This is a genomic window from Nitrincola sp. A-D6 (genome assembly GCF_000764495.1).
Classification (GTDB): Bacteria; Pseudomonadota; Gammaproteobacteria; order Pseudomonadales; family Balneatricaceae; genus Nitrincola.
Window position 1 is genome coordinate 40,442 of record NZ_JRLB01000112.1, and the last position, 13,006, is coordinate 53,447.

10 protein-coding genes and 2 pseudogenes are annotated in these 13,006 nt (G+C 50.4%); 1 reads left to right on the plus strand and 11 read right to left on the minus strand.

Annotated features, from left to right (window positions below):
- Positions 1-53 precede the first annotated feature (53 nt).
- Positions 54-761 carry an MlaA family lipoprotein gene (locus LH51_RS18235; protein ID WP_052063947.1) on the minus strand — a complete coding sequence of 236 codons (708 nt, stop codon included), beginning with the start codon at positions 759-761 and terminating at the stop codon, positions 54-56.
- A gap of 122 nt (positions 762-883) precedes the next feature.
- Between LH51_RS18235 and LH51_RS18240 the strand changes: the two genes are divergently transcribed.
- Positions 884-2,224, plus strand: coding sequence for a dihydroorotase (locus LH51_RS18240; protein WP_036525010.1), 1,341 nt, complete (start codon positions 884-886; stop codon positions 2,222-2,224).
- On the opposite strand, the gene LH51_RS18245 is transcribed toward LH51_RS18240, so the two are convergent.
- The 10 genes and pseudogenes from LH51_RS18245 to LH51_RS18290 form a co-directional block, all read right to left on the minus strand.
- Positions 2,214-2,471 (minus strand): GIY-YIG nuclease family protein, encoded by a 258-nt coding sequence (locus LH51_RS18245; RefSeq protein WP_036525012.1) that lies wholly within the window; start codon positions 2,469-2,471, stop codon positions 2,214-2,216. The genes LH51_RS18240 and LH51_RS18245 overlap by 11 nt on opposite strands.
- 37 nt (positions 2,472-2,508) lie before the next feature.
- Positions 2,509-3,906, minus strand: a complete 1,398-nt coding sequence (gene cysG, locus LH51_RS18250) for a siroheme synthase CysG (protein ID WP_036525014.1) — start codon at positions 3,904-3,906, stop codon at positions 2,509-2,511.
- A 22-nt stretch (positions 3,907-3,928) separates the two neighbouring features.
- Positions 3,929-4,660 (minus strand): phosphoadenylyl-sulfate reductase, encoded by a 732-nt coding sequence (locus LH51_RS18255; RefSeq protein ID WP_036525016.1) that lies wholly within the window; start codon positions 4,658-4,660, stop codon positions 3,929-3,931.
- 24 nt (positions 4,661-4,684) lie between these two features.
- Complete coding sequence (locus LH51_RS18260; protein ID WP_036525019.1) at positions 4,685-5,167, minus strand: DUF934 domain-containing protein; 483 nt, start codon at positions 5,165-5,167, stop codon at positions 4,685-4,687.
- Positions 5,151-6,809 (minus strand): nitrite/sulfite reductase, encoded by a 1,659-nt coding sequence (locus LH51_RS18265; RefSeq protein WP_036525022.1) that lies wholly within the window; start codon positions 6,807-6,809, stop codon positions 5,151-5,153. The genes LH51_RS18260 and LH51_RS18265 overlap by 17 nt, the downstream gene beginning before the upstream one ends.
- A gap of 150 nt (positions 6,810-6,959) precedes the next feature.
- Complete coding sequence (nirD, locus tag LH51_RS18270) at positions 6,960-7,325, minus strand: nitrite reductase small subunit NirD (protein WP_081960909.1); 366 nt, start codon at positions 7,323-7,325, stop codon at positions 6,960-6,962.
- A pseudogene (nirB, locus tag LH51_RS18275) lies at positions 7,322-9,841 on the minus strand (nitrite reductase large subunit NirB). The gene nirD and the pseudogene nirB overlap by 4 nt, the downstream one beginning before the upstream one ends.
- Before the next feature lie 48 nt (positions 9,842-9,889).
- Positions 9,890-10,752: pseudogene (locus tag LH51_RS18280) on the minus strand (ABC transporter ATP-binding protein).
- 15 nt (positions 10,753-10,767) lie between these two features.
- Positions 10,768-11,754, minus strand: coding sequence for an ABC transporter permease (locus LH51_RS18285; RefSeq protein WP_036525026.1), 987 nt, complete (start codon positions 11,752-11,754; stop codon positions 10,768-10,770).
- Positions 11,755-11,783: 29 nt separating this feature from the next.
- Positions 11,784-13,006: CmpA/NrtA family ABC transporter substrate-binding protein (locus LH51_RS18290; RefSeq protein ID WP_036525029.1), on the minus strand; the 1,223-nt coding region annotated here is incomplete at its 5' end.

A 13,006-nucleotide genomic window follows, 5' to 3' on the forward strand; every position in this document is an offset into this window, starting at 1 on the left:
TATTGATTCGATTCATGAGCCGACCTGTTTAACAACACTGGAGACAAGAAGTTTTAGAAATCTGATTCATCATAGCGAACATCCATCACACCGTCATTAATCAGGTATTCACGGCGTTGCAGATAGGCATCACGGATAAATATGTAACGATCACCACTGATGATACGTTCAGCATCCAGTAGCTGTGAGCGCGTATCAAGCACACTCAATACACGCAACGAGTTACGCGTTGCACGGTCATCAACATAGTTGACCGGGTCCAGGTGCCAATCAGGTACCATACCGGCTGTATCGCGAACTGTACTGGGCCCAAACAGAGGCAGTACAACGTAAGGACCGGATGACACACCCCAGTAACCTAAAGTCTGACCGAAATCTTCATCATTTTTGGCCATACCAAATGGGGTCGCAACATCAATCACCCCACCCAAACCAAAAGTGGTGTTATAGGTGATACGGACAAAATCTTCCAGTGCATTATGCACCTTGCCCTGAAACAGGTTGTTAAAGAAAGTCTTAACGTCTTTGAGGTTTTCAAAGAAATTGTTTACGCCGGTTTGTGCTATCTCCGGTGTTACATAACGGTAACCCTGAGTAACAGGCTTTATAACGGCCCGATCCAGACTGTCATTAAATGAAAACATGGCACGGTTAAACCCTTCCCATGGATCATTTTCCTGTTGCGCCTGCACAGCGGACGCTGAGAGTGTTAATGCGATGCCAGTTGTAATTGCAAATTTTCTCAAGGATAGAGACAGCATGGTGGTTCCTTTATTCTGCCAGAGATGCGAAGCTATTGTTCACTATTGTAGTCATTGATGCGCTGCGAATAAAGCGCATTCGGTTTATAATTGAAACAAAACCAGTTAACTGAGACACCAGCATGACTCACCTATTGATTAAAAATGCCAAAATTGTCAACGAAGGTCGAATCAGTGACGCCGACATACTGATTTCCGGTGAGCGAATCGAGAAAATTGCCGATTTCATTCCGCCACCGGAGAATTGCGAAATTCTGGATGCTGGTGGCAAGTATGTGCTGCCGGGTATGATTGATGATCAGGTACATTTCAGAGAGCCAGGCGTTACCTATAAGGGCGATATTTTCACCGAATCACGCGCCGCTGTTGCTGGCGGCATCACCAGTTATATGGAAATGCCGAACGTCAAGCCACCCACACTGACGCTGGATGCTCTGGAAGCTAAATTTGCTATAGCAGGTGAAAAATCGATAGCAAATTATTCTTTTTACATGGGTGCTTCCAATGACAATCTGGAAGAAATCAAACGACTGGATAAAAATCAGGCCTGTGGTGTCAAGGTATTTATGGGTGCCTCTACCGGTAATATGCTGGTGGATGACATACAGGCACTGGAAGGTATTTTCCGTGAAGCCCCCTCCATTGTGGTCACTCACTGTGAAGACTCGCCGACCATCCTGGCAAATGAAGCCCGCTACCGTGCTGAATACGGCGATAATATCCCGGTGATTCATCATCCGGAGATCCGTTCACGTGAAGCCTGCCTGAAGTCGTCCACTCTGGCCGTGGAATTGGCAAAAAAATTCGGCACACAGCTGCATGTACTGCACCTGACCACAGCCGATGAGCTGCAACTGTTTACAGCTGGCCCCGTCACCGGCAAACAAATTACCCTTGAAGCCTGTGTACACCATCTGTTCTTTAGCAGTGATGATTACCTGACGCTGGGTAACCAGATCAAGTGCAATCCGGCAATTAAGTCCCTGGCTGATCGCGAAGCGCTGCTGCGCGCTGTCAATGAAGATGTCATCGATATCATCGCCACCGACCACGCCCCGCACACCTGGGAAGAAAAACAGGCTGATACGTATTTTACCGCCCCAGCCGGATTACCTTTAGTTCAACACGCTCTACCCAGTTTGCTGGAGCATTACCATAACGGCATTTTTACTCTTGAACGTATCGTACAAAAAACCAGCCATAACGTGGCTGAGCGATACAAAATCGCTGATCGCGGCTATCTGCGCGAAGGCTATTTTGCCGACCTGGTGCTGATCGATCTGCATAAGCCTTACACCGTCACTCGCAATAATATTCTGTACAAATGTGGCTGGTCACCCTTCGAGCATTATCAGTTCAGAAGCAGTATTGATACCACACTGGTGAATGGACGGATTGTGTATCAGGAAGGACAGATTAAGGAACCCGGTATCTGTGGTCAGCGGATGCAGTTCACTCGCTAAGTTCAAACAAGCGTTCTTTGGCCGGACGTGGCAGTTTTTTCAGTGCAGCTTCGCGCTTTAACGCGCTGCTGCGATTCGGATGAGACTCCTGCCAGACCAGTGCAACCGGACGGCGGGCTCGTGTATAACGGGCGCCCAGTCGATTGCATTGATTATGCTCCTGCACACGGCGGTTAGTATCAGTAGTGATACCTGTGTACAGAGAGTTATCCGCACAGCGGAGTATATAAACAAACCAAGTATTCATAGCGCTATCATGCCAGAATTTGGCCTTGGCTCAAACGTCATTCAGTTTCAGCTGCTGCACCGAACCAACTGAGTTGAGACTGCAGTGCAACCACCTCCCCTACAATAATGATCGCCGGTGCCTCAAGCTGCGCTTCAGCCTGCTGCGCAACGATGGTCTGCAACTGACCTGTAAGTACCCGCTGCTGTGCTGACGTACCCTGTGACACGATCGCTATCAAGGTATCGGCGGGTTTACCCTGCTCCATCAACCCCTGTACCAACAACTCCAGGGTGTGTAGCCCCATATAAAACACGATAGTCTGATTTGGCTGCACCAGTTCGGCAAAGTTAAGATCCGAAGTACGATTCTTTAATTGCCCAGTAACAAACTTAACCGACTGCGCATAGTTACGATGGGTCAGCGGAATACCACCGTAGGTAGAACAGGCGCTTGCTGCGGTAATACCCGGCACCACCTGAAACGGTATGCCCGCCGCTTTCAACTGCTCCAGCTCTTCCCCGCCTCGACCAAAAATAAATGGATCACCACCTTTCAGGCGCACCACACGCCGTCCAGCACGGGCATGATCAATCAATAGTTGATTGATATCCTGCTGCGGCACTGCATGGTTATCGCGTTTTTTACCCACATAGATCAGATCGGCATCGCGACGGCACAGCTCCAGTACTTCGTCCGACACCAGGCGGTCATACAGCACCACATCGGCCTGCTGCATCAAGCGCAAGGCTTTGAAGGTCAGCAACTCCGGATCACCTGGGCCAGCACCCACCAGATAGACCTCACCTGTGTGATTATCGGTATTACCCGCAGCGATCTGCTCCAACAGCAGCGCCTCGGCCTCGGCATCCCGACCGGCAAATACCCGCTCGGCGACCTGGCCATTCAGCACTTTTTCCCAGAATACCCGACGCTCATTCACCGAGCCAAAACGCGCCTTGACCTGATCACGTAGTCGCCCAACTAACTGCCCCAGACGACTGAAACTGACCGGTATCTGACTTTCCAGCCTGGAGCGCAGAATACGCGCTAATACCGGTGACTGCCCCCCGGAGCTGATACCGATAACAATAGGTGAACGATCGACAATGGCTGGGAAAATAAAGGTGCACAGCGCCGGATTATCCACCACATTCACCGGCACATTGGCGGCTATCGCATCGTGATGTACGCGCTCATTCAGGGCTTCATTATCGGTAGCGGCCAGCACCAGGGTTTTACCTGCCAGCAAGGGCGCATGGTAAGGACCGGTAATGGCGAGCCCCTGGTGTTGCTCCAGCAGTTCATGCAGTTCAGGCAGAATTTCCAGGGCCACAACACTAAGCTGTGCGCCGGCACGACTCAACAGTCTGGCTTTACGCAGAGCAATATCGCCACCGCCGACAAGCAGCACATCCCGACCCTTGAGGTCAAAAAACAGCGGCAGATATTGCATCGATTTTATCCTGTGTTAAAACTTAACGACTGCGTAATGGAATGCTGGAACTGGCCGCTGCATGCAACCCGCATTCACGGTTTTCAGGATTTTCCCACCACCAGCGACCGGCACGTACATCTTCCCCTACAGTAATAGAACGTGTGCAGGGGGCACAGCCTATGCTGGGATAGTGCTGGTCATGCAGTGCATTATAAGGTACATCAAAGTGTTTGATATATAGCCATATTTCAGTCTGAGTCCAGTCTGCCAGCGGGTTGAGCTTCTGCAAACCATTAGCCGCATCCCACTCGGAAAGTTCGACAGCATCACGGGTGACCGACTGCTCACGACGCAAGCCGGTAATCCAGGCCGCACGCCCTGCCAAAGCACGCTTAAGCGGTTCCAGCTTGCGCACACCGCAACAGCCTTTACGCAGCGCCTGGGATTCATAAAAGGCATTAATACCATGATCGCGTACAAAAGCTTCTACAGCCGTGGCATCCGGGTAATAAACATCTACTTGCAATTGCGGATAACGCTCTGAGAATTTTGCCAATAACGTCAGGGTCTCTTCGGGTAAACGTCCGGTATCCAGTACAAATTGACCGATACCCGGCAGGTGCTGCGCCAGCAGGTCAGCCAGCACCATATCTTCAGCACCGAGACTGTTTGCCAGCACCAGATTGCCCTGATATTGGTTTTCAGCTTGCTGCAACAAACTCACAGCCTGGGCTATTTTATCCTGCAACTGAGGTGTTAATACATCTGACATACTCTGTACCCTTTATTATACCCTTCAGGATTGACGGTAGATTGGACGGGGATCATCGGCGGCACCCTGATAACGCACGGAGATTTCAGTAAAGGCACTGAGCATTTCCGGTTTGTATTTTTCATCGGCCAGAGCAAAGGCATTAAAGCCACAACGCTCCAGATAGCCCAACTGATCACGACCTATGTCGCCAACAGCCCGCAACTCACCGGTATAACCCAATCGACGTAACTGCCTGGCCAGGCTATAACCACGGCCATCACGAAATACAGGAAATTCTATAGCGATCAGAGAGAGCCGTGAAAACCAGGGCTGCAGATCTTCGGCGGCTTGTTCACCGTTGATCTGCACACCCAGATGTTCCGGCCTGGCATCAGCCGCTGGTTGCAGCAAAGCAAACGGGACAAGCAGGTGTTTGATGGCGGTTGCCTGGAAATCTTCCGGTTGCTCCGGATTAACCAAGGTCCAGGTATTTTCGGCAGTTTGGCGATCAATGAGCAACGGCATAAACTTTCTCCTTAAACGGGGCGACACCTACACGACGCACGGTATCCAGAAAGCGCTCTTCATCGTTACGCTGTTCTACATAGGTTTCCAGTATTTTACGCAGCACAGCAGGCACTTCATCGGCCGCGACCGCTTTACCCAGTACCTTACCGAGTGAGGCATCTTCGCGGCCCGAACCACCTAAAGTGATCTGGTACCAGTCTTCACCCTTCTTATCGACACCCAGAATACCGATATGACCAACATGGTGATGACCACAGGCATTGATACAACCGGACATGTTTAGCTGAATATCGCCCAAATCGTAAAGGTAATCCAGATCTTCAAATTCAGTATTGATCGCATCGGCAATGTTCAGCGTTTTGGCATTGGCCAGCGCACAGAAATCAAACCCGGGGCAGACAATCATGTCGGTCAGGGTGTTGATGTTGGCACGCGCCAGGTTGTGTTCTGCCAGGGTTTGCCACACAGGATAGAGATCAGCTTTACGCACTTCAGCCAGCACCAGGTTCTGGTCATGGGTGGAGCGTATCTCGGCAAAGCTGTACTGCTCAGCCAGATCGGCCACCACATCCATCTGCAGATCGGTGATGTCGCCTGGCGCGCCCAGCAGTGGCTTTAACGACACCACAACGCTGCGATAACCGGATACTTTGTGCGCCCGGGTGTTACGCTCATACCAGACACGGAAATCGGTATCCGCAGCCAGTTTTGCATCCAGATCGGCACAGCTGTCAGGCAGGGATTCATACGGATGTGGCACGAAGAACGCCTTCACCCGGTCAATCTCCTGCTGTGTCAGGGTCAGCTCTGTATCACGGGCATGCTGCCATTCGGCTTCCACCAGCTCACGGAAGGCATCAATGCCCAGTGACTCCACCAGAATTTTGATACGTGCCTTGTACTTGTTGTCACGACGGCCTTTGAGGTTATACACCCGCAGAATTGCATCCAGATAGGACAGCAGATCGGCTTTGGGTAAAAACTCACGGATCACTTTACCAATTACCGGAGTACGCCCCAGACCACCACCGACCAGCACTTCAAAACCGACTTCGCCCTGCGCATTACTGACCAGGTGCAGACCTATATCATGCACCTGACTGGCGGCACGGTCTTCTTTGCTGCCGGTCACGGCAATTTTGAATTTACGTGGCAGGTAGGCAAACTCCGGATGCAGTGTTGACCACTGACGGATAATTTCACACCAGGGACGTGGATCTTCCAGTTCATCGGCGTTAACACCGGCGAAGTGGTCCGTGGTGGTATTACGGATACAGTTACCGGACGTCTGAATGGCATGCATCTGCGCTTTTGCCAGCTCGGCGAGAATATCCGGCACCTCTTCCAGCTTGGGCCAGTTGAACTGAATATTGGTACGGGTGGTAAAGTGCCCATAACCTCTGTCGTAGGTGCGGGCGATATGGGCTAACTTGCGCAACTGTGGTGAAGACATAAGTCCATACGGGATGGCTACGCGCAACATCGGTGCCTGACGCTGGATATACAAACCGTTCATCAGGCGCAAGGCCAGAAACTCATCATCAGATAAGTCCCCGGCCAGATAGCGGCGGGTCTGATCGCGGAACTGCTCAACACGTTCATCGACGATTTGCTGATCGACGTTATTATACTGGTACATGACTACTCTTTTCCCCTGATACCTGCATTGACACAGGCTTTTAACTAGGCAATTGAGGCGTAGTCTACTCCGAAACCATTATAACTGAAAATACTGATTATGAATTTTGTTATAATTATATTGTCTTTTAAGACTAATCAGTCTCTGCAGTTAATCCTGTGATGTAAAGCCAGCTATTTCCACCTGTCCAGCGTGCAGCCTGACCGGCCAGCAGGCCACACTGACCTGCGGATCTTCCAGGCAAACACCATTATCCAGACGAAAATGCTGTTTGTAGAGTGGCGAGGCCACCGACCAGGCCCCCTCTATTTCACACAGGATGCCATGCGCCAGCACATCGGCACCGGAAAAAGGATCGGTGTGCGACAGCGCATAGCATTCTATCTGCTGCCCCGGCAACCAGAAAATCGCCACCGGTTGCCCATTGATAATAACGGCAACACCGGCACCGGCAACCAGATCATCCAGGTGGCAAACCGGCATCCATTCAGAGTCGATAGACATAGCTGAGTTCATACACATTCCTCCTCGGTCACATCACGCGCTGGTATCAACTGACCACGCTCTTCAATAACCGCAATTCGTGCCCGACGCGGCTCCGCTGCATTCACATAGCTACGGAAACGTTTACGCTTGCCAGGGTCCTGCAAGGCGGTTTTCCATTCGCACTGATAGCTATCCACCACATGCTGCATGCGGGTTTCCAGTTCAGCACCCAGCCCCAGGCTGTCATCTATCACCACATCACGCAGGTAGCCCAAGCCCCCTTCGAGGTTTTCCATCCAGACCGAGGTGCGCTGCAGACGATCGGCGGTGTAGATGTAAAACATCAGCACCCGGTCGATATAGCGTATCAGGGTGGCATCATCCAGATCAGTGGCAAACAGATCGGCGTGGCGGGGTTTCATCCCCCCGTTGCCACACACAAACAGGTTCCAGCCCTTCTCGGTTGCAATCACACCGATATCCTTGCTCTGCGCTTCGGCGCATTCACGGGTACAGCCAGACACTGCCATTTTCACCTTGTGCGGCGTACGCAGCCCCTTGTAGCGATTTTCCAGCTGTATCGCCATGCTCATACTGTCCTGCACGCCATAGCGGCACCAGGTATCGCCAATACAGGACTTGACCGTACGCAGGGACTTGCCATAGGCATGGCCTGTCTCGAAGCCGGCCGCTATCAACTCTTCCCAGATCAACGGCAGCTCATCCAGAGTGGCACCAAACAGATCGATACGCTGCCCACCGGTAATTTTGGTGTAGAGATTATATTTTTTTACCCACCTCACCGATGCTGATCAGCATCGTCGGGGTAATTTCGCCACCGGGAATACGCGGTACAACAGAATAGGTCCCGTTTTTTTGCATATTCGCCATAAAGGTATCGTTGGTATCCTGCAGCGCCACATGTGCAGTTTCATGCACATGGTCATTCCAGACACTGGCCAGAATCGAAGCCACCGCCGGTTTACAAATCTCGCAACCACCGCCCTGTCCATAACGGCTGATCAGTTCAGCAAAGGTTTTGATCTCTTCAACTCTGACCAGATGAAACAGTTCCTGGCGGGTGTAGCCAAAGTGTTCGCAGATAGATTTATCGACATGCACGCCGCGTTTTTCCAACTCGGCTTCAAGTACATTTTTAACCATAGCGGCACACCCACCACAGCCGGTAGCCGCTTTAGTGCTGCCTTTCAGGTCAGCCATGAACACAGCACCATCATTCATCGCTTCACAGATATCACCCTTGGTAACGTTATGGCAGGAACAGATGGTGGCCTCGTAGGGCAGCGCGTCAGCGCCCAGCCCAGGCGTATCCTGGCCGGTGGATGGCAGGATCAGGGCTTCCGGGTACTCTGGCAGCTCTATACCGTTCAAGGCGAACTGCAGCAGGGTATCGTAGTAGCTATTATCGCCAACCAGAATCGCACCGATCAGGTGTTTGCCATCTGGTGACACCACCAGGCGCCGATAGACACCCACCAATTCATCGGAATAACGGTAATTCAGTGCACCCGGAGTGGTTCCATGGGTATCACCGATGGAACCAACATCCACCCCCAGTAATTTCAGCTTGGTGGACATATCCGCGCCAGTAAAACTGCTTTTAGCATCCCCTGTGAGGTCTGATACCGCCGCTCGGGCCATGGTGTAACCGGGTGCGACTAACCCGAACAGTTGCTTTTGCCACAGCGCACATTCACCTATGGCATAAATATCTGCATCACTGGTTTTACACTGGTTATCGATCACTATGCCGCCACGCTCACCCAATTCTAGACCGGCCTGAGCCGCCAGGCTATCCTGGGGGCGAATACCTGCAGAAAACACGATCAGATCGGTTTCCAGCCAGGTTTCATCACTGAAACACATGCGCAAGCGCTGCTCATCACCCGGCACTATTTCACGGGTCGCTTTTTCGGTATGCACCTGAACACCCAGATCTTCGATTTTGCGGCGTAACAACTGCGCCGCTTCTGCGTCCAGCTGAACTGGCATAAGCCGCGGTGCGAATTCTACGACATGCGCTTCCAGTCCGAGTTTTTTCAGTGCGTTCGCCGCCTCAAGACCCAGCAGCCCTCCCCCCACCACAACACCACGGTCGCCCCCTTGGCACTCTCACGAATCGCATCCAGATCATCCAGCGTGCGGTACACCAGACAGTGATCCTGTTCGCGTCCCGGAATTGGCGGTACAAAGGGATAAGATCCGGTTGCCAGCACCAGTTTATCGTAGCCAAACTCACCTGTGGCGGTTGTCACCTTGCGAGCCGCCCGATCGATACTCAACACCGGCTGGTTCAGGTGCAGGTTAATCCCATCGCGGCTGTAAAAATCAGCGTCACCCAGTTGCAGGTGAGCGGCACTTTCGGCCTCAAAATACTCGGACAGATGCACACGGTCATAAGCGGGGTGCTTTTCTCCAGCAAAAACCTGCAGCTGAAATTCATCAGCACTATCCGATGCCATCAACTGTTCGGCAAAGTGGTGGCCGACCATGCCATTACCGATGACTAAGAGTTGTTTTTTCATTGTTAAACCTCTATTTGGTTTGCTCTGCTCACGCCGGACAAGGACCTATCAGGCCGTTGCTGCTTTTTTAGTCAGACGGGGAGTCTCTACAGGTTCTGTTTTTTGGCTGGTTGACGATAACGCCTCTACCTTGCGCTGCTTTTCATACAGAAAGCGCAATACTTCATGACGGCAATGATTGTATTTGGCGTTATCAGCCATCTGAATCCGGTCTCTGGGTCTGGGTAGGTCAACATCCAGAATTTCCCCGATGGTTGCCGAAGGGCCATTGGTCATCATCACAATACGATCTGACAGCAAAACCGCTTCATCAACATCATGGGTAATCATTATGACGGTGTTCTTCAGTTCAGCATGAATTTCCATGACGGAATCCTGTAAATGCGCACGGGTGAGTGCATCCAGTGCGCCAAAGGGCTCATCCATTAGCAACACTTGTGCTCCATCGCCAAGGCACGCGCAATACCAACTCGCTGTTTCATCCCACCTGAAATTTCATCCGGACGCTTATGCATGGCATCAGTCATATGTACAAGCTCCAGGTTGTACTCAATCCACTGCTTCATTTCTTTACGGCTTTTATTGCCTTTGAACACTTGCTTAACGGCAAGCTCAACATTTTGGTAACAGCTCATCCAGGGCATCAGGGAATGATTTTGAAATACCACGGCCCTTTCTGGTCCGGGTTCATTCACTTCTCGTCCATTAAGCAAAACACCGCCTGATGTGGCTTTATGTAAACCAGCAACCAGATTGAGAACGGTCGATTTACCACAACCCGAGTGACCGATAATGCTGACAAACTCACCTTTATCGATAGTAAGGTCTACATCTTTAAGTGCGCAGAAAGTTCCGTTTGCAGTTGGAAATTCCATACCAATTTTGGATAAAGCCAGCTGTTTTTGTTTCATAATCATCACCTCAATTCAACGAGCTACTGTGCTTTTATCCCAGTTAGCCCATTTCTGAATGAACAACATTGCTCTATCCAGTAAAAAACCAATAACGCCGATAACCAACACAGCCACACAAATTCTACTCAGGGAGCTGGAAGAGCCATTCTGAAACTCATCCCATACAAACTTTCCCAGCCCAGGGCTTTGCGCCAGCATTTCTGCAGCAATCAGAACCATCCAGGCAATGCCTAAAGACAGACGCAAACCCGTAAACATCATGGGAATTGCCGACGGAATAACGACCTTAATGACATAGGTAAGCCAGCCTAACCTTAAAACTTTGCTGACATTTTTCAGATCCTGATTAACGCTACCCACACCTACCGAGGTATTAACCAGGGTGGGCCATAATGAGCACAGGGTTACGGTAATCATTGAAACCAGGAAGGCGCGTGAAAAAATGGGTTCATCACTCACATAAACTGCACTAACCACCAGGGTCACCAAAGGCAGCCAGGCCAAGGGTGAGACAGGCTTAAATATTTGAATGATTGGATTTATGGCATTATAAATATGCTTGTTTAATCCGATAATAATGCCTAGCGGGATAGCAATGAGTGTTGCCAGAAAAAAGCCACTCAAAACGGTCCAAAGACTTGTGAGTATTTGATCGAAAAAAGTAACCCGGCCATTAAAATCACGCCAGCTAACATCAGCTTCAGGATTTTTCTGTAACATTGCCGTATTTCTTTGCTCTTGGCGATCATAGAAAGCCTGTTCCCGCTGCATCTCATGCTGATGTTCATCAACCAGATTATTCCACTGCTCAACCACCTGCATAGGACCTGGAAAGGTACCCAACGACGTGTTAATTTGCTGGGCACCCAATTGCCATAATACCAGGAACACGGCCAGACCTATGGCTGGAAACAAACTGGCCAAGGTCAGGTCTCGCAGTTTTTGACCACTCCACTCTTTAGGATTAGCCAGTTTTAATTTAATCAGAACAGCACTCATAGCATTCACCTTAAATTATCCATTAACACTTAGGGTGTTTCATTATTCTTTAAGCCAATAGGAAACTGGTTTAGATACTGATTCGGTTGATGCGCATCAAATGTAAACTTGTCGATAAACGTAGTGTGATCAACAGAGCGGAAACCATCTTCGATGGTAAAGTCCGGGAAATCTTCAGCCTGTAGCAGGCCCTCAGCAATCAAGGATTCAGCGGCGGCTTGATAAACCTCGGGTAAAAAGACTTTTTTAGCCATGTCCATATACCATTCATTGGACTTGGCTTCAGGCAGTTGCCCCCAACGACGCATCTGAGTTAAATACCAGATCGCATCGGAATAGTAGGGATAGGTTGCGTTATAACGAAAAAAGACATTGTAATCGGGTGCAGGACGGACATCCCCTTTTTCAAATTCGAAAACCCCCGTCATACTGTTTGCAATCACTTCATAATCAGCGCCTACATAGTAGCTATTAGAGATAATTTCAGCCGCTTCTCGACGGTTCTCGTTATTATTCTCATCCAACCAGTGACCCGCACGAATCAGTGCTTTAACTACCCGCAGATGGGTATTGGGATTTTCTTCAGCCCATTCGTTACTCACGCCGAACACTTTCTCGGCAATGTTGTTACGTATGTCATAATCGGTAATAACCGGAACGCCGATATCGCGAAATACAGCCTGTTGATTCCAGGGCTCACCTACGCAATACCCATGGATAGTGCCAGCATCCAACGTAGCTGGCATTTGCGGAGGTGGTGTTACAGAAATGTGCACATCAGCATTTAATGTACCTGCGGTATCGTCGCGTTGAGGCGCGTAATATCCGGGATGAATTCCCCCTGCAGCCAGCCAGTAACGTAACTCATAGTTATGGGTTGAAACCGGATAGACCATACCCAGATTAAAATTTTGCCCCTTGGTATTAAATGCTTTAATTGCAGTTTGCAAATGCTCAGCACTGATCGGATGCACCGGGTTATTGGACGCATCAACAGGAATGGTTGGGCGCATCATCTCCCAGACATCTTTGGAGACGGTGCAGGCATTACCGTTCAGATCCATGGTAAAGGCCGTCACGATATGCGCTTCGGTACCAAAACCGACTGTTGCACCCAGAGGTTGACCTGCCAGCATGTGAGCGCCGTCAAGTCGCCCATCAATGACCCCATCCAGCAGAACACGCCAGTTGGATTGTGCTTCCAATTGAACATAAAGACCTTCATCTTCAAAAAAGCCTTTTTCGTAGGCAA

Bases quoted from the DNA above. Each gene is read 5' to 3' on its own strand.
- LH51_RS18245 (WP_036525012.1), bottom strand. From the start codon at position 2,471: ATGAATACTTGGTTTGTTTATATACTCCGCTGTGCGGATAACTCTCTG.
- cysG (WP_036525014.1), bottom strand. From the start codon at position 3,906: ATGCAATATCTGCCGCTGTTTTTTGACCTCAAGGGTCGGGATGTGCTG.
- LH51_RS18265 (WP_036525022.1), bottom strand. From the start codon at position 6,809: ATGTACCAGTATAATAACGTCGATCAGCAAATCGTCGATGAACGTGTT.
- LH51_RS18260 (WP_036525019.1), bottom strand. From the start codon at position 5,167: ATGCCGTTGCTCATTGATCGCCAAACTGCCGAAAATACCTGGACCTTG.
- LH51_RS18285 (WP_036525026.1), bottom strand. From the start codon at position 11,754: ATGAGTGCTGTTCTGATTAAATTAAAACTGGCTAATCCTAAAGAGTGG.
- nirD (WP_081960909.1), bottom strand. From the start codon at position 7,325: ATGAACTCAGCTATGTCTATCGACTCTGAATGGATGCCGGTTTGCCAC.
- LH51_RS18240 (WP_036525010.1), top strand. From the start codon at position 884: ATGACTCACCTATTGATTAAAAATGCCAAAATTGTCAACGAAGGTCGA.
- LH51_RS18255 (WP_036525016.1), bottom strand. From the start codon at position 4,660: ATGTCAGATGTATTAACACCTCAGTTGCAGGATAAAATAGCCCAGGCT.
- LH51_RS18235 (WP_052063947.1), bottom strand. From the start codon at position 761: ATGCTGTCTCTATCCTTGAGAAAATTTGCAATTACAACTGGCATCGCA.